The organism is Nonomuraea sp. NPDC049625 (assembly GCF_040675285.1).
In the GTDB taxonomy this organism is placed as follows: Bacteria; Actinomycetota; Actinomycetes; order Streptosporangiales; family Streptosporangiaceae; genus Nonomuraea; species Nonomuraea angiospora_A.
This window is the reverse complement of the sequence record NZ_JBFAOQ010000025.1, coordinates 15,193-34,453: the sequence shown is the minus strand read 5'-3', so window position 1 is coordinate 34,453 and position 19,261 is coordinate 15,193. Positions and strand designations below refer to the sequence as shown.

The 19,261-nt window shown below is 70.7% G+C and carries 16 protein-coding genes; 11 read left to right on the top strand and 5 right to left on the bottom strand.

From position 1 onward, the window contains the following. Positions 1-268: 268 nt before the first annotated feature. Entirely contained in the window at positions 269-4,195 is a 3,927-nt protein-coding gene (locus AB0J87_RS57360) for a DNRLRE domain-containing protein (RefSeq protein ID WP_363983326.1), read from the top strand. Between the two features lie 98 nt (positions 4,196-4,293). Here the strand turns inward: AB0J87_RS57360 and AB0J87_RS57355 are convergent, their stop codons facing one another. The 3 genes from AB0J87_RS57355 to AB0J87_RS57345 form a co-directional block, all read right to left on the bottom strand. Then, positions 4,294-6,087: a DUF2264 domain-containing protein gene (locus tag AB0J87_RS57355; RefSeq protein WP_363983323.1), complete on the bottom strand. Its 1,794-nt coding sequence runs from the start codon at positions 6,085-6,087 to the stop codon at positions 4,294-4,296. Positions 6,088-6,154: 67 nt separating this feature from the next. Then, a complete protein-coding gene (locus tag AB0J87_RS57350; RefSeq protein WP_363983320.1) occupies positions 6,155-7,165 on the bottom strand; it encodes a LacI family DNA-binding transcriptional regulator in 1,011 nt (336 codons plus the stop codon). A 29-nt stretch (positions 7,166-7,194) separates the two neighbouring features. Then, the gene (locus tag AB0J87_RS57345) at positions 7,195-7,971 is read right to left on the bottom strand and encodes a sugar phosphate isomerase/epimerase (protein WP_363983317.1); all 777 of its coding nucleotides are present in this window, start codon (positions 7,969-7,971) and stop codon (positions 7,195-7,197) included. Between the two features lie 281 nt (positions 7,972-8,252). Here AB0J87_RS57345 and AB0J87_RS57340 point away from each other — a divergent pair, with 281 nt between their 5' ends. From AB0J87_RS57340 to AB0J87_RS57310, 7 genes are read left to right on the top strand one after another with little or no spacing between them, the layout of a single operon-like run. Next, positions 8,253-9,704 carry an extracellular solute-binding protein gene (locus tag AB0J87_RS57340; RefSeq protein ID WP_363983314.1) on the top strand — a complete coding sequence of 484 codons (1,452 nt, stop codon included), beginning with the start codon at positions 8,253-8,255 and terminating at the stop codon, positions 9,702-9,704. Between the two features lie 36 nt (positions 9,705-9,740). Continuing rightward, the gene (locus tag AB0J87_RS57335) at positions 9,741-10,745 is read left to right on the top strand and encodes a sugar ABC transporter permease (protein WP_363983311.1); all 1,005 of its coding nucleotides are present in this window, start codon (positions 9,741-9,743) and stop codon (positions 10,743-10,745) included. Beyond that, complete coding sequence (locus AB0J87_RS57330) at positions 10,745-11,599, top strand: carbohydrate ABC transporter permease (protein WP_363983308.1); 855 nt, start codon at positions 10,745-10,747, stop codon at positions 11,597-11,599. Before AB0J87_RS57335 ends, AB0J87_RS57330 begins: the two co-directional genes overlap by 1 nt. 8 nt (positions 11,600-11,607) lie before the next feature. Continuing rightward, a complete protein-coding gene (locus tag AB0J87_RS57325; RefSeq protein WP_363983305.1) occupies positions 11,608-12,768 on the top strand; it encodes a hypothetical protein in 1,161 nt (386 codons plus the stop codon). Then, positions 12,762-13,748 carry a hydroxyacid dehydrogenase gene (locus AB0J87_RS57320; protein ID WP_363983302.1) on the top strand — a complete coding sequence of 329 codons (987 nt, stop codon included), beginning with the start codon at positions 12,762-12,764 and terminating at the stop codon, positions 13,746-13,748. The genes AB0J87_RS57325 and AB0J87_RS57320 overlap by 7 nt, the downstream gene beginning before the upstream one ends. Next, complete coding sequence (locus AB0J87_RS57315; protein WP_363983299.1) at positions 13,745-14,716, top strand: D-2-hydroxyacid dehydrogenase; 972 nt, start codon at positions 13,745-13,747, stop codon at positions 14,714-14,716. The genes AB0J87_RS57320 and AB0J87_RS57315 overlap by 4 nt, the downstream gene beginning before the upstream one ends. A gap of 5 nt (positions 14,717-14,721) precedes the next feature. Further along, a complete protein-coding gene (locus AB0J87_RS57310; protein WP_363983296.1) occupies positions 14,722-15,849 on the top strand; it encodes an enolase C-terminal domain-like protein in 1,128 nt (375 codons plus the stop codon). Positions 15,850-16,006: 157 nt separating this feature from the next. Here AB0J87_RS57310 and AB0J87_RS57305 read toward each other — a convergent pair whose 3' ends face one another. After that, the gene (locus tag AB0J87_RS57305) at positions 16,007-16,231 is read right to left on the bottom strand and encodes a hypothetical protein (protein WP_363983293.1); all 225 of its coding nucleotides are present in this window, start codon (positions 16,229-16,231) and stop codon (positions 16,007-16,009) included. On the opposite strand from AB0J87_RS57305, the gene AB0J87_RS57300 reads away from it, so the two are divergent. Both AB0J87_RS57300 and AB0J87_RS57295 read left to right on the top strand, forming a co-directional pair. Continuing rightward, entirely contained in the window at positions 16,203-16,898 is a 696-nt protein-coding gene (locus tag AB0J87_RS57300; protein ID WP_363983290.1) for an FAD-dependent oxidoreductase, read from the top strand. The two genes, AB0J87_RS57305 and AB0J87_RS57300, sit on opposite strands and share 29 nt — an antisense overlap. Positions 16,899-17,007: 109 nt before the next feature. Next, on the top strand, positions 17,008-17,646 hold the full coding sequence (locus tag AB0J87_RS57295) for a zinc-binding dehydrogenase (protein WP_363983586.1): 639 nt from the start codon (positions 17,008-17,010) through the stop codon (positions 17,644-17,646). A gap of 22 nt (positions 17,647-17,668) precedes the next feature. Here AB0J87_RS57295 and AB0J87_RS57290 read toward each other — a convergent pair whose 3' ends face one another. Then, the gene (locus tag AB0J87_RS57290) at positions 17,669-18,271 is read right to left on the bottom strand and encodes a hypothetical protein (RefSeq protein WP_363983287.1); all 603 of its coding nucleotides are present in this window, start codon (positions 18,269-18,271) and stop codon (positions 17,669-17,671) included. A gap of 170 nt (positions 18,272-18,441) precedes the next feature. On the opposite strand from AB0J87_RS57290, the gene AB0J87_RS57285 reads away from it, so the two are divergent. Next, positions 18,442-19,221, top strand: a complete 780-nt coding sequence (locus AB0J87_RS57285) for an alpha/beta hydrolase (protein ID WP_363983284.1) — start codon at positions 18,442-18,444, stop codon at positions 19,219-19,221. Positions 19,222-19,261 lie beyond the last annotated feature (40 nt).

Below are 19,261 nucleotides of genomic sequence, written 5' to 3'. Positions count from 1 at the left end.
TTCGACGGCGATCAGCGCGGTCAAGTTCGCCGGCGTCCCGGCCGGCGGTGTCCGGTCCCTCTCGCAGGGCCTCTTCCAGGACATTTGCGCTGTGATGGAACGATCTTCGCCTTGGCCGGAGCCGCGCTGAAAATGATGGCTGGTCTGTGACCGCCGCCCTTCTCCGGGGCGCGAATGTCCGGCTTTCCGGCCCAGAGGCGTGCCGGTGACGGACGGGGCGGCGGCCGGCGACGACAGCCTGTGACGGCTGCGACGAGGAGGTAACACGGTGAAACGATCACGGGGGACAGGCGGTCTCTTAGCCGGTCACCGCGCGGTGGGTGAGCGGCGCGGGGGCGCGCTCGGTGGCCTGGTGGCCCTGATGGTCGCCGCGTCCTTGGCCGGACCGGTTTCCGGGGGCTCGGCTGCGGTGGCCGACGACGGGAGCCCTCCGGCCGACCGGGTGGCCGCCGCGCGATCGGCGAAGACACAGGGCACGCGGGTGGAGGTGGAGAGCGAGAAGAGCGACAGCTCCTCGCTCTGGGCCAACCCTGACGGCACGTTCACCCTGGAAACCTTCCCCGGCCCGGTACGGGTGAAGGACGGCGGCGAGTGGCGCCCCATCGACACGTCCCTGGTGCATGACGGCGAGGCGGGACTGCGGCCGAAGGCCGTGGCATCGGACGTCCGCCTGTCCGACGGCGGCCTGGAGCCCTTTGCCGAAGTGCGGGGCGCGGATCGCTCGTTCGCGGTCTCCTGGGGCAAGGCTCTGCCGTCGCCGCAGATCAAGGGGGACACGGCGACCTACGAGAACGTGGTGCCCGGCGGTGACCTCACCGTGAGGGCGTTGCCGAACGGATTCAGCCATTCGATCGTCTTGCACCGGCGTCCGACGGGACCGCTGGAGTTCACGCTGCCGGTGGTCACGAAAGGCCTGAGGCTTTCCAAGGCCGCCGATCACGGCCTGAACCTGCGGGATGGTGCCGGCAAGGTGCTGGCGTCGGCGCCGGCCCCGCGAATGTGGGACTCCACGACCGACGAGCGCTCCGGCGAGCCCGTTCATCAGGCCGCCATCGAGACGACGGTGCGGCAGAGCGGCGACGGTGCGGTGCTGGTGCTGAAGCCGGACCCGAGGTTTCTTTCGGACCCGGCGGTGAAGTACCCCGTCACCGTGGACCCCACGAGCACGCTCACCGTGGAGACCGACACCTGGGTGCAGAGCGACCTCCCCGATTCGCAGCGGGGCTCGACCGAGCTGAAGGCGGGCACGTACGACGGCTCCCACATCGCCCGCTCGTACCTGAAGTTCCGGCACATCGAGGACCTGCTCGGCACCCAGATCGTGGACACGGACCTGCGGCTGTGGACGTTCTGGTCATCGGTGTGCGTGGACCCCAGCGCGGGGGTGCAGGCACGGCGGATCACGGCGGCCTGGGATCCGGACACCATCAAGTACGGCTCGGAGCCGGCCACGACGACCAGCGGCGCGGTGATCACGAAGACCGCGCACGGGGCGGCGAGCTGTCCTCAGGACTTCATGCATTGGGACACCGACGCCATCGTGCAGGCATGGGCCGACGGCCAGCCGGACTACGGCATCCAGTTGCGCGGCGCGGACGAGAAGGACGCCTCGACCTGGCGCCGGTACTACTCCTCGAACTACGTCTCCGGCGCCCAAGGGGAGAAGGAACCCGCGCTCAGCGTCACCTTCACCTACAAGATCGGCACCCCTTCAGGGCTCGACATCGCGCCCAGAGCCTCCTCCGACCCGGCGGTCAACACCGTCGCGAGCCTCACGCCCACGCTGTCGGCCAAGGCGACCGATCCCGCCGGAGCGCCGCTGAACTACACGTTCGAAGTCACCAAGGCCGGCAGCAGTGACGTGGTCGCCACGGGAGGCCCCAAGGCGGTGGCCTCCGGCGCCACCGCGACCTGGACGCCGCCGGCGGGCGCCCTGCTGAACCCCGGGTCGTACCGGTTCCGCGTCAGGGTGACGAGCCCGACCGGAGCGAGTGGCTGGTCGTCGTGGACACCGTTCGCGACGGACGTGCCCAAGGTGCCCACCGGCCTTGCCACCGGTGCGAGCGACCCGTCAGCCGTCGTGCTGTCGGGCGTGCTCCTGCGGCCCTCGGGAGAGCCGCTCACCGCCAGGTTCTACCTCTACGACAGTGCCGGCGCCGTCGTGGGACCGAGCCCGGCGGGGTCCAGCACCGTTCAGGGCGGGCAGCGCGCCGCCCTGAAGGTCTCCTCCGACCTCATCATGCCCGGCGCCGTCTACAAGTGGCAGATGGAAGCATGTGTCGCCTCCGCCTGCAGCGCCCGTACCGCCCCAGTCACCTTCACAGCTCCGCGACCGACGGCGGACAAACCCACTCGATCCACCACCCTCGGCGCCGGCGTACTCGCCATACGGGGTGCCAAGACGGCTTCCGACGCCTGTGACGGGCACTCCTGCCCGCTCGAGAAGGCCGCCGTGTTCCACGTGGGAGGCGGCCTGATCTCCACGTTCAAGGCGGACCTCACCGCAATCCCGGCGGATGCGGAGATCGCCTCGGCAACGCTCGATCTCGGAACCCCCACATGTGCCGCCACGTGCCCCGCCACCCTCAAGGTGTCGGCGTACGAGCTGGCCGACGGCCTCGCCGCCGACGCGTCGGGGGCAGAGGTCTCCTCCAAGCTGCTGGACGAGCCGTTCGCCGAGGTGGACCTGGCCAACGCGAAGATCGACATCTCCGGGTCCGTACAGGGAGATCGTCAGGACGGTCAGGGCTTCGCGGAGCTCGCGCTGCGAACCACCGATCCCGCGGCACCGGAGGTGACCTTCGGCTCCGCCGGCGTGAGCGTCCCCTTGACCATCACCGTCACCTACGTTCCGCCGGGCGCGCCGGGAACCCTGCAGAACGTCAGCGTGCGGCCAGGTGACGGCGGAGCGCTCGTCACCTGGGGGCCGCCGTCCGACTCGACCGGTGACACGCGCATAACAGGGTTCGACCTGGACGTTCTCGACAGCGCGGGAACCGTCGTCAAGACACTGACGCCGTCCGAGCCGAGGGCCGTCATCACCGGGCTGGCCAACGGATCGGCCTACGTCTTCCGGGTACGCGCCGAGAACGAACAAGGCAGCGGCGCCTGGAGCACCACCGCGGCCGTGAAACCGCAGGCCGTTCCCGATGGGCAGGAATACCTCGACGCTGTCACGCAATATCTGGACAGCCGGGAGGGCATCGTCGAGGGACGTTTCGCGGGCGCCTCCGACGCGATCGGCAAACATGATCAGGGCTATCGGTTCGAGTCGCTGCTCCAGGCGGACGAGCAAGCGCTCGTGGCCGCGAAATTCGAGGCTGACGCCGACGGAGGGGGTCAGGAAAGCTCGACGACCACACTGAGCAACACCCTTGTCTCTTTGTCGGCCGACGGCAGGACCGCGACCGTCCGCGCGACGGTGCACCAGTCCAGGCTCCGGCGTGACCCGACCGGGGAGAAGACCACGGAAGAAGAGGAGAACGACGCGGACTATTCCTTCAATGTCGTCGTGGCAGGCCAGAGTCAGCATCCGGACGGCTCCTCCGACGGTCTCACCGGTCAGGCGGACGGCGATTCGGTCGACTCCCAGGTCTACCCTGACGGGTCGGCCACGGCGGACATGAACGAAGACGCGACCGTGCCCGAACCCGGCGATGCCCCGGCGGACACCGTCTCGGCCGACTACGTGAACCAGTCCGGCATCGCCGGCTGGGCCAGGAGGAACTGGAACAGCCACCAGGAGTACGACAACTTCTGGCACCGCGGCGGCGACTGCACCAATTTCGCCTCCAAGGCGCTGCGATTCGGCGGAGGCGTCCTGGAGATCCGGAACTACGGGTCAACGGCGAAGCAGAAACGCGAGAACCCGAACAACTGGTTCTGGGCAGCCCCCGTCGGCAAGGACTCGAACACCTTCGTCATCGTCACGAAGAGCATGAGCCACATGGCCAACCGCCACCGGATCCAATGGCGCTCCACATTCTCGGACGTGCGCGTCGGCGACATCATGTATTGGGACTTCGATCCGCAGAACCACAACGGGGTCGACCATATGTCGATCGTCACGAAGAAGACGTCCTCCAGCGAAAGAGGGATCTTCTACACCGCGCACAGCACCAAGAAGCTAGACAAGAGGGTCTCCGACGTGAAGGAGAGAGGCTGGCGGATCGGTTACGCGAGGGTGGTCTTGTGACGCGATCAGGAAGCGGTACGGCAAACCCGGCGTGCCTCTGCCGGTGAGCCGCCGGACGGCGGGCGACCTGGCGGGCCGCCCGCTGTCCGGCATCAAGATCACGGCCGCGGCGCCGGGCCGAGCAGCGGCTCGACGGCGTCCCACGTGGGAGGCGCCGGCCACTCGCTCCCCTCCACAGCCTCCAGGCCGATGACCGCGCAGGCCAGCAGGTGCTCGCCGGGCGGCAGCTCGCCCGTCAGCGTGGGGATCGTGGTGCGCGGGGCGAACACGTTAGTGCCGGGCAGGGGCGTGACGAGCACGCCCTCCCGCCCGCCGGACAGGTCCTCGATCACGCACAGGCCGTTCGGCGAGTCGAGCCTGGCCCACCCGGTGCCGGTCTCCACTCGGGTAGGCGGCCGGTCCCGGTCGACCGCGAAGGCGCCCTCGGCCGTGCGCAGCGCCCGTCCGGTCCTGATCCGGTGCACCCGTACGTGCCACGGGGGCAGCGCCACCAGCCAGGTCTCGATCTCCACGTCGTCCCAGGGCTTCCAGTGCGCGTGCAGCACGCCGTCGGAGGCGGAGACGTCGTACGGCAGCTCGCACGGCCGCCAGTGCTCGCCGTCCTCGCTGAGCGCCAGCGTGCTGTCGAAGGCGCCCTGTTCGAGCCCCAGCGTCCCGGCCGGCACGCTGAAGCCGAAGCGCGTGGAGTAGGCGAACTTGGCGTACTTGGCCGCGCCGTGCCGCATCCACGGGGCGTGCTGCCCCGCGCTCAGCAGCACCACGTGCCGTCCCTCCTCGCAGCGCAGCAGCGCCACGCCCGCCTCCGGCTGGGTGCTGACCTCGGGCAGCGGCGGCGCGTCGGCCTCCTTCGCGGCCCAGAACGGGTGCTCCGCGGGCAGGGCGAGCGGCAGGAACGCCTTCATGGCCCAGTACGGCGAGCCGGGCGCGTTGTACTGCTCGGCCAGGTGCGGCTGGGGGTAGCCGTAGCCGATGGTGAGCAGCCCGGCGGTGTCGCGGATGGGCCGGCCGCCCCACCAGCGCACGTTCCGCAGCAGGTGGCCCTTGGTCACCTCCCACGGCAGCGCCTCGACCCCGGCGAAGGCCAGCGCCCCCCAGAACGCCGACTGCGCGAAGCGGTAGGTCAGGCTCCTGCCGAACGGGACCGCGACCCCCTCGCTGGTGAACCAGTGCTGGAAGTCGTGGGCGAACGCCGCGGCCCGCTCGCGGAAGCGCCCGGCCCTGGCCGGGTCGTCGCCGAGCGCCGCGTAGATGAGGCCGTAGTAGTGCATGGCGAACGGGATGTAGTAGTCGCGCTGCCACTTGGGCCCGTCGGAGTACCACCCGCGCCCGAGGTCGAACTCCTCCAGCCGGTCGAGCCTGGCCGTGTTGGCGTCGCGGTCGTGGGCGACCCCGACGCGGTCGAGCCCGAGCCCTACCATGACCGGGAAGAACAGCCAGTTGTTGTCGTTGGGCTCCACGGTGACCGCGTGCCGCAGCCAGGCGGCCACCGTGTCGCGCTGCGGGCCGGTCAGCGGGTCCCAGACCTGCTCGGGGGCCAGGGCGAGCGCCAGGCCGATGGCGGCGGTCTCGACCAGCCGCTGGTTGCGGTCGAAGGCGGCGCCCCAGTAGTCGGGGTGCTCGGGGTCGGTCCCGGCGGCCAGCCCGGCGCGCCAGAGCTCCCAGTGGTCGAACGCCCCGCCGCCGGCCGCCAGGGGCGCCAGCCCCCACAGCGGCCGAGCGAACGCTTCCAGCTCGGAGGCGGCCTGGTCGTAGTGCGCCGTGTTGAACCCCAGCCGCAGCCGCCCCCCGCCCGCGCTGAATCTGGTGGTCAGTGGTGCGACCAGGTCCAGGACCTGCCGCTGCAGATCGTCTCGGTCGCTGCCAGGCCGTCCTGCGCGGTCGTCGGTGTCCACGGGTTCTCTCTCCTCCGCTGGGAAAGCGCTTTCAGGAAGACAGGGTTCCCGCCGCCGGCCGCACTTGTCAACAGTGGGGCGGCGCCGTGCTGTCGCGGACGTGCAACTCCATCGGCAGGTACACCGGCTCCCCGTCGTGCCCCTCGGTCATGAGGGCCTCCAGCATCTCGGCCGCCTGCCTGCCGAGCTGACCGCGCGGCACCGACACCGTGGTCAGGCTCGTGTGCGCCACGTGGTCCAGCGCGATGTCGTCGAACCCGACCACCGACAGGTCCTCGGGGACCCGTACCCCGAGCTCGCGCATCCGGGTCACCGCCCCCAGCGCCACCAGGTCGTTGTAGGTGGTGAGCGCGGTGGCGCCGGTGCCGGCCACCTCGGCGGCGGCGTCGTACCCGGAGCGGCTGGTGGACCCGCACGGCAGGATCGTGACGGAGATGCCGAACGCCTTGGCCGCCTCCAGCGCCCTGATCCGCTCGGCGTTGGCCCAGGACACCTCGGGCCCGCTCAGGTAGGCGACCCGGCGGTGGCCCAGCTGCGCCAGGTGGCCGCAGATCAGCATCATCCCGCCGAAGAAGTCGGCGGAGACCGCGGGCGCGGCGATGCCGGGGACGATCCGGTCGAGCAGGACGAGCGGGTGGTCCCGGGCGGTCAGCACGACCAGGTCCGAGCGCTCCAGGCGGGAGGAGCAGAGCAGCACCCCGTCGCAGCTGCGCATCAGGTCCGCGACCAGGTCGTGCTCGATCGAGGGGTCGTCGTCCGACTCCATGACCATGACGCGCCGCCCGTGGGAGCGAGCGACGGCCGAGACCGCCTTGAGCACGTCGGGGAAGTAGGGGTTGGCCAGGTTGGGGACCAGCACGCCGATGGTGCCCCACTCCCCGCGGGCCAGCCCCTGCGCCGCGGCGTTGGGCCGGTAGCCCAGCTGCCTGACCGCGTCGTGGACGCGCGCCGCCAGCGAGGGGGCGACCTTGGCCGTGCCGTTGAGCACGCGGGAGACCGTCGAGGCCGACACCCCCGCCGCCGCCCCGACGTCGCTGATCGTCACCCGGGCCGAGCGGCCCTGCCGCAGATTACGCACCCGCTCCTCCTGCCCCCGTGGAGCGCCCGTCAGCCGAGCAGCCCGCGTAGATGATCAAGATCCCGCCGTACGGCCGCCGCCGGGTCGGCTGCCGGGTAGTGGACGTGCAGCGACAGCACTCCGGTGTAGCCGCGTGCGCGCAGCCCGGGGACGATCTCCGGCCAGGGGACCACGCCTCCGTCCGCGAACGGTTGCCACTCGCACACCCAGCCGTCCGCGGTGGACCGCCAGACGGCGTTCTTCACTCCCATGCAGGCCATCCGATCGCCCAGCAGGTCGACGTTGAGCGCCCATGCCTCGCTGCCCTCCTTGGCCTGGTTGCCGGGGTCGGCGTAGAAGCGCACGTCGTCCAGGTCGCCGGCGAGTGCGAGGGCGAGCGAGGCGGATGGATGGATCGTACCGTGATGCAACTGGACCGCCAGCCGCACGCCGTGCCGGGCCGCGACGGCGGCCAGGCGGGACAGCGCGGCCCTGGACTCATCCAGCTGACGGCGGTATCCGGCGGCGGGGTCGTAGCGGAAGAAGCCCACCCGCATGAGGGGGACGCCGCTCTCGCCGCAGGCCGCGATGATCCGTTCGGCGTCCGCGTCGGCGTCGAGCAGGTCGGTGGTGACGACGTCGAGGGTGAGCCCGCGGCGTTCGAGCTCGGCGGCGACGACGGCGATGCCGCCCGGGTCGGCGGGGCTGACCGTCTGCCCCTCGCGCACGACGAGGTCGACCCCGTCGGCGCCCACCGAGGCCACGGTCTCGGCCAGCCGGGCGGGGTCGATCGGGCCGAAGGGCTTGGTGAAGGCGAGCAGGCGCACACGTACTCCCGAAGTTCTGAAAGCGCTTGTAAAGATTTTTCCGGCGCGCCGAGATGATGATCTTATCGGCGCGCGCCGCCGAAGAGTGCCAGGCAAATCAGCATATTTCTGGCGGTACGGGTCGTCGACGGACAGGTGTCATGACCGAGCATCGATCTGAAACCGCTTTCTCACAAGTCTTGAATCGGCCTGTGACCGGGGTTACTCTCGGACCCACCTCTCGGGCAAGCGCTTACCCGATGCCCGACACCCCTCTGACCTCCGTCTCTCGGGAGGGCTTCATGAAACTCCATCGGCCCGCGATGATCACCGCGATCCTGGCCTCGCTGCTCGTGGCGGCGTGCGGCACGTCGAGCACCGGCCGCGACGGCGGCAGTGGCTCGCAGACCACGCTGCAGATCTGGGACTTCTCCGCCGAACAGGTGAACTTCCACAAGGACATCGGCGCGCAGTTCACCAAGGAACATCCCAACATCAAGATCGAGTGGCGCTCGATCACCCAGGCCGACTACATGAAGACCCTGCCCCTGGCCTTCCAGAGCAACCAGGCGCCGGACATGTTCTACTGGAACGCGACCGGGCTGTCCCAGCTGCTGGACCAGAAGTGGATCAGCCCGCTCAGCCCGAGCGGCACCGTCCCCGCCGACTTCACCAAGCGCTGGCCGGACGGGTCCTTCCTGGAGGGCATCAACATGCAGGACGGGAAGACGTACGGCTTCCCGTTCTCGGAGAACCTCTACTGGGGCTCCGGCTACATGTTCCTCAACAAGCAGGTCTTCCAGCAGGCCGGGCTGGACGTCAACAGCCCGCCCAAGACCTGGGCCGACCTCAAGAGCGCCTGCGCGCAGATCAAGGCCAAGACCAAGGCGGAGTGCATCGCCGCACCCACCAAGGGCGTGGACATGCAGCGGATCTGGTTCGGGCTGATCAGCAGCGTCTCGACGGATGAGTTCTTCGACTACAAGACGGGCAAGTTCGACCTGACCGAGCCCGGGCAGGTGAAGACCTTCGCCTACATCCAGGAGCTCAGCAAGGCCGGATACCTGGCGCCGGGCACCAACGACAAGAACTTCTCCCGCCAGCAGTTCGCCGCCGACCAGGCCGGCATCATGTTCGACGGCACCTGGCTGCCGAGCGTGTGGGCCAGCCAGGGCTTCGGCAGCGACAAGTACGTGGTGGCGCCGCGCGTCAACCCGGACGGGGGACCGACCGGCGCGGGCGGCCGCAGGTATGACACCAACAAGTACTGGGTCAGCTCGCAGACCAAGAACGCCGACGCCATGTGGACGTTCATCCAGTGGATGACCGACCCCAACGGCTACTTCGTCAAGCAGTACTACAAGAGCGCCTTCGGCACGCTGGCCTACGTCGACAACCAGAAGATGGTCAGCGACCCGGCACTCAAGCAGATCATGCAGATCGGCGCGCAGCCGGGCTACCGCGTCCAGCTTCCCGTGCCGCTGCTCAAGTGCCCCGACATCGCCAAGTCCAAGGCGTACGTGAACGCGCTGGCGAAGAGCCCCGACGGGGAGTGGGAGGCCATGGGCGAGGCGCTGGTCAGCGGCCAGTCGCTGGAGTCGGTGGGCGCCGCCATCGTCAAGCAGCGGCAGACCGCCCTGGAGGAAGGGCTCAAGCAGGAGGCCGCCGCCGGTCTGAAGGTGTCGATGGACTGCTACACCTTCCCCGACTGGGACTACACCAAGGACTACACGAAGGACATGTACAAGAACTGACCGGCCGGCGCCCCCTTCTCCCTCGTGAGGACATCCATGACAACCACCGCCCCCGCCCCCGGTAGGGAGAGGGTGCCGAACAGGGACCGGCCGCCCGCCGAGCGCGTGCCCGAACGCGTCGATCACTCCCGCGAGCGCGTCCGCGGCTTCGACAGGGTCTGGCTGGTCGTCTTCCTGGCCCCCTTCCTCCTGCTCTACCTCGGCTTCACCCTCTGGCCGCTGGCCGCGACGATCTACTACTCCTTCTTCGACTGGTCGGGCATCGGCCCGATCGACAACTTCGTCGGGGCCGACAACTACGGTTCGATCCTGGTCGACCCGCTGTTCTGGCTCTCGGTGGTCAACACGCTGATCTTCGCCGTGCTGACCACCGTCATCAAGCTCCCGATCTCGCTGCTGGCGGCGATCGTGCTCACCCGCAAGTGGCTGCGCGGCAAGCGGTTCTTCCGGACCCTGTTCTTCGCGCCGCTGATCATCCCCGTCGCCATGGCGGGCCTGGTCTTCACCTACCTGCTCAACCCGTCCAACGGCGCGCTGAACGCGATCCTGCGCGACCTCGGCCTGGTCGACCAGGGGTTCGACGTGTTCGCCAACCGGTGGAGCGCGCTGCTCGTGCTCGTGCTCGTCTCCGTCTGGCAGATCTTCGGCCAGTACATGATCTACTGGATCGCGGCGCTGCAGAACGTGCCGGAGGAGGTCTACGAGGCGGCCGACATCGACGGCGCGGGCGAGTGGAAGAAGCTCACCCGCATCACGCTGCCGATGATCAGGCCGGTCGCCGTGATCATCGCCCTGCTCGGCATCGTGAACGCCATGCACGTCTTCGGGCTGGTCGTCACCCTCACCGCGGGTGGCCCGGGCACCAGCACGTACGTGGTGTCCTACTTCATCTACCAGAACGCCTTCGGCTCGGTGCCGTTCGCCTACGGCTACGCCTCGGCCGCGGCGCTGCTGTTCTCCGTCATCGCCTTCGTCCTGGTCTCCGCCCAGGGCGTCGCGGTCCGCCGGGCCCAGCGGCTCAGGAAGGAGTACGGCGTCTGATGGCCACGATCAACCAGGCCGCCCGGCGCAGCCACAGGACCCGGGCCAACCTCATCGCCCTGCCCATCCTGGTGGTCATCGGGCTCGTGTGGGTCTATCCGTTCCTGTGGACGATCTCGGCCGCGTTCAAGACCCAGGCCGGGATGTTCACCAGCGGCGCGAGCCTCGTGCCCGACCAGCTGAACTTCGACAACTTCGTACGCGCCTGGGTCAACGCCGGGTTCTCCGGATACTTCTTCAACACGGTGCTCTACTCGGTCGCCTCGACCCTCGTCGAGCTGGTCAAGGCGGCCCTGTGCGGCTACGTGCTGGCCAGGTACGAGTTCCCCGGCCGCACCCTGCTCTACCGGATGATCGTGGGGACCCTGTTCATCCCGGTCGCCTCGATCGTCGTCCCGCAGTTCGTGCTGATCGAGAACCTCGGCCTGCTGAACACGCGGGCCGGCGTCATCCTGGCCATGTCCGGCGGCGCGGGCGCGCTCTACGTCCTGCTGTTCGTCGGGTTCTTCTCCAGCGTCCCGAGCGACCTGTTCGAGGCGGCCAAGCTCGACGGGGCCGGCTTCATCAAGACGTTCGGCCTCATCCTGCCGCTGGCCAAACCGGTCATCGCGGTGGTGGTCATCTTCCAGTTCATCAGCAGCTGGAACGAGTTCAACATCCCGCTGGTGTTCACGCTCGGCCAGCCCGACCTGCAGAACCTCGCCGTCGGGATGCTCTCCTTCCAGGGCGAGCACGCCACCGACTGGACCGGGTTCGCCGCCGGGATGACGATCTCGTTCCTGCCGATGCTGGCGATCTTCCTGTTCTTCCAGAACTACTTCACGCGCGGCCTGGCCGGCGCCACGAAGGGGTGACAGTCCGCTTGAAGACGAGGCACGGCGCGTTCGCCTACACCTGGGACCTCGTGGGCGACCCCGCGGCGGCCGAGCGCATCGCCGGGCTCGGCGTGAGCACGGTGACCCTGCAGGCGGCCTACCACTCGGTCCGGGCCACCACCGCGTGGCATCCGCGCCACCGCATCGTGCAGGCCGATCACGCGGCGGCCTACTTCCGGCTGCGTCCCGATCGGTGGCGCGGGCGGCTCAAGCCGTACCCGCCGAGCTGGGGGGTGCCGGACGAGGACCGGTTCGGGACGGCGCTGGCCGCGCTGGCGGAGGCCGGGCTGCGGGCCGAGGCCTGGATGGTGCTCACGCACTCCTCGGTGCTGGGCCGCGAGGCGCCCGACCTGACGGTCAGGAACGCGTACGGCGAGTCCTATCCCTACGCGCTCTGCCCCGCCCAGCCCGCCGTCCACGACTACGCGCTCACCCTCGTGAGCGAGGTCTGCGACCAGTACGACGTGCCCGCGCTGATGCTGGAGGCGTGCGGCTGGCTGGGCGCCGAGCACGCCGGACACCACGAGAAGACCTCCGGCGCCCACCTGTCCGCCTGCGGCAGGGCCCTGCTGTCGCTCTGCCTCTGCCCGGCCTGCCGGAACGGGCTGGCGGAGCGCGGCCTGGACGTCGAGGAGCTGGCGCGCGACGTGCGCGCCGCCGTGGACGGTGAGCTCCAGCAGGGCGTCCCCGCCGGGGAGAGCCTGGGCGACGCGCTCGGCCACGAGCGCGCCCAGGCCGTCTACGACCACCGCGGCCGGGTCATCGCCGACCTGGTCCGGGACGTGGCGGTGCCGGCCGCCGGCCGCGAGCTGCTGCTCATGGCCACCGACGACCCGCAGGTCACCGGCCCCGACGTGGGGATCGACCTGGCCTCCTTCGACGCGCGGGTCGACGCGTACGTGCTCAAGTGCTGGGGCCCGGAGGAGGCGGCACTCGCCCAGGTGAAGGCCGCGGCGAGCCGCACCGAGATCCCCCTCGTCGCCAACCTGACCGTGCTGGAGGACGGGCACGCCCGGATCCCGGCACTTGCCGCCGACCTCATCGCAGGGGGAGCGCGGCAGCTACGTTACTACCACGCCGGGTTGGGCTCGCCTGCCCGCCTGGCCAGCGTGCGGGCGGCGGCTCGCGTGAAGGAGAGGCAATGCTGAACGGGCTGTACGTGATGGACCCGAACCGCTTCGACGACGTCTACGGCCCCCAGGCCAGGGAGGCGATCGAGCGGCACCTGACCATCGCCTCGCCCCTGCTCACCGCCGACCGGATCACCCCGGACGTGCTCGCCGACCTTGACGTGCTGGTGACCGGGTGGGGGGCGCCCAAGCTGGACGCCGACCTGCTCGCCGCCGCGCCCAGGCTCTCGCTGGTGCTGTACGGCGCGGGCTCCATCAAGGGGATGGTCACCCCGGAGATGTGGGCCAGGGGAGTGCGGGTCACCTCGGCGGCCACGGCCAACGCCGAGCCGGTCGCCGAGTTCGCGCTCTCGCAGATCCTGTACGCGCTCAAGCACGGCTGGCGCTACGTGCTGGCCGCGCGCGCCGCCGCGGCCACCGCCCCGCGCGGGCCCGAGATCGGGGCCTACGACGCGGTGGTCGGGCTGGTCTCGCTCGGCGCCACGGGCCGGGCCACGGCGCGGCTGCTCGCCCATCACCACCTCGACGTGCAGGCCTACGACCCGTACGCCGACCCGGCGCAGGCGGCGGAGCTCGGCGTGCGCCTCGTCGGCCTGAAGGAGCTGTTCGCCACCTCCGACGTGGTCAGCCTGCACTCGCCGCTCACCCCCGAGACGCAGCGCCTGGTCGGCACCGAGCTGCTGGAGTCGATGAAGCCCGACGCCACCCTGATCAACACGGCGCGCGGCGCCCTCGTCGACGAGGCCGCGCTCGTGGACGTGCTGAGCCGGCGGACCGACCTGTTCGCCGTCCTCGACGTCACCGAGCCGGAGCCGCCCGTCGCCGGGTCGCCGCTGTTCACGATGCCCAACATCGTCGTCACCCCGCACGTGGCGGGCAGCCTGGGCTTCGAGCGGCGCCGCCACGGACAGGCGATGGCCGAGGAGTTGGCCCGCTACATCGCGGGAGAGCCGCTGCTGTACGAGATCACCGAGTCCGGGCTGGCGAGGAGGGCGTGAGCCCAGCCACCCTGGTGCTGCTGCCGCCGCACGATCCGGCCACCGCGGGCTGGCGGGCCCGGCTGGAGCAGGCGGTGCCGGAGCTCGTCGTGCTCCAGCCGGAGACCGAGGACGAGGCGGCGCGGGCGCTGGCGGAGGCCGACGCCGCCTACGGCACCCTGCCCGCGGACCTGCTGGCGCACGCCGGACGGCTGCGCTGGCTGCAGGCCCCGCAGGCCGGGCCGCCTCCGGGCTTCTACCATCCGGCCCTGGTCGCGCACCCCGTGCAGGTCACCAACATGCGTGACACGTACACCGACCACGTGGCCGCGCACGCGCTGGCGCTCGTGCTCGCGCTGGCCAGGGGCCTGCCCAGGTACGCCCGCGAACAGGCCCGCGCGCGCTGGGCGCCCGACTGGGACCCCGGCGCCGTGCTGTCCATGGGCGAGGCCACCGCCCTGGTGGTGGGGGTGGGCGCGGTCGGGGCCGAGGTCGGCAGGTTGCTGGCGGCGTTCGGCACCAGGGTGGTGGGCGTGGACGCCCGGCGCGGCGGCCCCGTGCCGGGCTTCGCAGAGGTGCTGCCGGCCGACGCGCTCGACCGGCTGCTTCCCGAGGCGGACCTGGTCATCCTGACCGTTCCGCACACCCCGGCCACCGAGGGCCTGCTGGACGCGCGGCGGCTGGCGCTGGCCAAGCCCGGGTCGTACGTCGTCAACATCGGCCGCGGGCCCATCGTGCGGCTCGACGACCTGACGGCCGCCCTGGCCGAAGGGCGCCTGGCCGGCGCGGCCCTGGACGTCTTCGAGACCGAACCGCTGCCCGCCGATCACCCGCTCTGGCGGCGTCCGGACGTGCTCATCACCCCGCATGTGGGAGGCGTGGGTCCGCACGGCGACGAGCGGCGCTTCGCCGTACTGCTGGAGAACGCCCGGCGCTTCGTGGCCGGGCGCGAACTGATCAATCTGGTCGACAAGTCCGAATGGTACTGAATCACGTGAACCGGATAGCACGCCTCGAGACCTTCACCGTAGGCCTGCCCTCGCTGCGCGACTTCGCCGTGGCGGGCGGGTCCGTCGTCCAGGGCGGCCGCCCGGCCGTCAGAGTCCTGGTGAAGGTCACCGCCGACGACGGGGCCATCGGGTGGGGCGAGGCCACCCCGATCCCCTCCTGGACGTACGAGACCACCGAGTCCATCGTCTCCACCATCGAGAACTACCTGGCCCCGGCGGCTGTCGGCCGCCCGCTGTGGGATCTGGACGGGCTCTGCCGCGTCTTCGACCGTACGATCAGCAAGGGCTTCTCGATCGGCATGCCGCTGGCGCGCGCGGCGGTCGACGTGGCCTGCCACGACGCCTACGCCCGCAGCCTCGGCCTGTCCCTCGGCGAGCTGTGGGGCCGGCGCAGGCGCGACACCATCGAGCTGGCCTGGATCGTGGCCACCGAGTCGGCCGCCGTGGCCGCGGACTCGGTGGCCGAGGGCCGCGCGCTCGGCTACCGCCACGTCAAGGTCAAGGTAGGCCTGCACACCGAGGACGAGGACGTGGCCATCGTGGAGGCCGTGCGCGCCGCGGCTCCCGACGCCGTGCTCTGGGTGGACGCCAACCAGGGCTACACGGCCGCCGTCGCGCTCCGGGTGGCCCGGCGCCTGACCGACCTGGACGTGGCCGTCTTCGAGCAGCCGCTGCCGTCCAACGACGTCGCCGGCCTGCGCCGCCTGCGTGACGCCAGCCCCATCCCGGTGGCCGTGGACGAGAGCCTGCGCCATCCGAGCGACCTGGCGACGTTCGTCCGGCTCGACGCCATCGACGTCGCCGTCGCCAAGGTGCAGCGCTGCGGCGGGCTGACCCTGGCGCTGCGGCAGTGCCAGCTCGCCGAGGACTGCGGCCTGGCGATCATGGGCTCCGGCCTCACCGAGTCCGACATCGGGCTGGCGGCCTCGCTCCACCTGTTCGCGGCGTTCGGCGTGGACACGCCGGTGGACCTCAACGGCCGGCAGTTCATCACCAGCCCCTACGCCACGGATCCGGTCATCACGGTCACCGACGGCGTCGCCCAGGTGCCCACCGGCCCCGGCCTGGGGATCGGCGTGGACGAGGAGGCCGTCCGCGCGCTCGCGCTCTGAGCAGGCGCTCACGCGATCGCCTTGAGGCCGAGCACCCAGAGCCCGCCTTCCCGCTGCCACACCACCCGGCGCTCAGCCTGAGCAGCGTCTCCTGGGTGAAGGTCGGCGGCCTGCCGGCGAGCACCGGGCCGTAACGCGGGAGCGCGCCTCCTGACGGTCAGGCCGTCGAGTCCGGCTCGGGTGGCGACGTGGCGGGGGCAGGGCGGCGTGGTGCCCGCAGCCCGAGCGCGCGCCGGCCGGCCTCGACGAGCTGCCGGAGCAGGACGTCGTCGTCGACGTGGACCAGGGCCAGCCTGGTCGCGGAGGCGATGCCGGCCAGCACGACGGTGGCGTTGACGTAGCCGGCCGGGCCGGTGGCCCGCGGCCTCGGCTGCGAGGTCACCCTCCTCGACCCGGCGTCGGTCCCGCTCGCCCACGCCCTCGGCGAACAGGTCGGGCGCGTGCTGTCCCGGGCCCACCTGGAACACGGGGTGAACCTGCGCACCGGGGTCACCGTGACCGAGGTGGACGAGGGCGGGGTACGGCTCGCGGACGGCGAACTGGTCGAGGCCGACGAGGTCCTGGTGGCCATCGGCTCCCTGCCGAACACCGAATGGCCGGCCGGCAGCGGCCTGACGGTGGCCGACGGCCTGGTCTGCGACGCGTACTGCGCCGCCGCGCCCGACGTGTACGCCGCCGGGGACGTCGCGCGCTGGCACAACCCGCTGTTCGGCACGTCGATGCGGATCGAGCACCGTACGAACGCCGCCGAACAGGGCATGGCCGCCGCCCGCAACCTGCTCCACCCCGAGGCGCGCAGGCCTTACGCCCCGGTGCCCTACTTCTGGTCCGACCAGTACGACATGAAGATCCAGGCGTACGGCCAGCTGCGTGGCCACGACGGCGTGGCCGTGATGGAGGGGGACCTGGACGAGCGCCGGTTCCTGGCCGCGTACCGCACCGGGGACCGCCTGACCGGAGTGCTCACGGTGGGCATGCCGCCCAAGGCGGTCCGCCCCTGGCGCCAGGCGATCGCAGCCGGCGCCGACCGGCTCCCCACCTCGGCCTAACGAAAGGCCGACACGAGCCCGCCGACCGGCTCTCGCCTCGACCTGGCCAAAACCCGCACGAGCCCGCCGAGAGCTTCCCACCTCGGCCCAGCAGCCAAAGCGCCCGCGCCTGCGGCATCTGCGGCACCGACCTGACCTTCCTGCGCATGGGCGGCATGCCGCTGGGCCCGGACGGGCGGCTGACCTCATCCCGCTCGGGCACGAACCGGCGGGCGAGATCGTCGAGGTGGGCGCCGAGGTCACCACCCTGAAGGCCGGCGATCGCGTCGTCGTCAACCCGCAGCGCCTGGAGACCGCCCTGGCCGCGGGGGCGGACGCCGTCATCGACTCCGCACGGGAGTACGTGGCCGCGCGCCTGACGGAACTGCACGGCCAGGGCGCCGACTCCCTGGGCCGGCCCCGCCCCGGCACGGACATCTACATCGACGCCGCGGGCGTGGCCGCCGTCGTCAACACGGCGCTGTCGTCGGCGAGGTGGGGCGCCAAACTGGTCACGGTGGCCGTGCACACGAAGCCCGAGCCCATCGACCTGGGCGCGATCCTCCGCAGCGAGATGACCATCCTCGGCTCCCAGGGCTACCCCACGGAGATCTTCGAGGTGACCCCGGAGATCGTGGCACACCAGGAGCGCTTCGCCCGGCTGATCAGCCACACCGTCCCCTTCTCGGAGGTCGGGCGCGCCTTCGACCTCACGCTGACGCCCGGTGCGGCGGAGAAGGTGGTGGTGACCTTCGACGACCAGCCGTAGCCCCTGAGGGCCACGCGACCGTTCACCCCAATCCGCCAAAATCGATGACCTTCCAAGGAGCGTCGTCCGACTGCCTCCCCACCAGAAAGGTGTAGGGATAATGCGGGTCGTCGTCCGGAGGCTCTTCGTTGCACCGGTGAACCTCGATATCAACGAAGACCCGCCGCACTTGCCGGTAGCCGCCAGGCCCATACGTGTCGGGCTCCGGCTTGTCGACCTCGGAGACCTTCAGGCTGGTCCATGTGTCGATCGGATCATTCGACCAGCTGTGGACGCGTTCGTAATAAGAGGGCGCCGACAGAGCGCGGGCCGCGTCGGCGTCGCGCGCCCCAACGGCGGCGAGATACGCGCGGACCACCACGTCGGCCGCCGCGTCGGATTTGGGCATGGTAACCGGTGGGCCCTGTGAGACGGTGCATGCGGCACAGCCGCTGCCTAAGTGTACGAAGGACAGTAAGGCCAGCGCCGCGGCCACGCCTCCAACTTTCACCCGTAATCCTTCGAATAGGGAATGGCGTAACCGCCCATTATTTGCTTCGTGGAGCTTATGCCGTATGGCGACCGCATACTCCAGGCATCGGTGCTGCACCACCTCGGCGAGGTCAAGGTGCGGCAGGTTCTCCATGACGAAGCAGTGGCTGGCTCGGATGATTTAGGCGCTGTTTGTCGCTTTCATGACCTCGTTCGGGTGGTGCGGATGTCAGCGTGAATGAATAGGGCCCTTTTCGAGGTCCGGCCGGAGAGGGGTACGACATGATGAGATGCCGGGTTTCGTGCGTTCTTCTCCTGTCGGCCGTGGCCGTCGTGCCGGTGCCCGGTGCGGCGGCGTGGCACGGGTCGTGTCCGTCGCCGGGCGCGAGCAGGGCGACGGTCGTGCTGGTGCACGGGGCGTGGGCCGACACCTCCAGCTGGAGCGGGGAGGTGCAGGCTCTGCAGCGGGCGGGTCACGCCGTGCGGGCCGTGGCCAATCCGCTGCGCGGCCTGACCGGTGACGCGCAGACCGTACGGGACTTCCTGCGGACCCTCCAGGGGCCGGTCGTGCTGGTCGGGCACTCCTACGGCGGCTCGGTGATCACGAATGCCGCCGCCGGCGACCCGCGCGTCAAAGCGCTGGTGTACGTCAGCGCCGCGGCGCCGGACGTCGGCGAGACCACGGGGCAGCTCAGCGGCTCCGGCTCGGCGCTCGGCGGGGACCCGGCCACCCTTTACGATCGCTCGGCCTACCCCGGATCGAGCGGCGGCGCGGCCGACCTGTACCTGAAGCGGGAGGTGTTCCTCCGCTCCTTCGCCTCCGACCTGCCCCGCGAGACGGCCGACCGGCTGTGGGCCTCCCAGCGGGCCGCCTCGACGGTCGCGTTCACGACGCCGTCGAAGGCCGCGGCGTGGAGGACGATCCCGTCCTGGTACTTCATCGCCACCGGCGACCGGATCATCGTGCCGGCCTCGCAGCGGGCGATGGCCAAGCGGGCGGGCTCGAAGGTCACCGAGTTCCCCGGCGGCTCCCATCTCACGCTCATCTCGCACCCGGACGCCGTGACGCGGGTGATCGAGGACGCGATCTGCTCCGTACGCTGAATCCAGAGACCCCGCTCCCGCGAACAACACACAAAAGGGG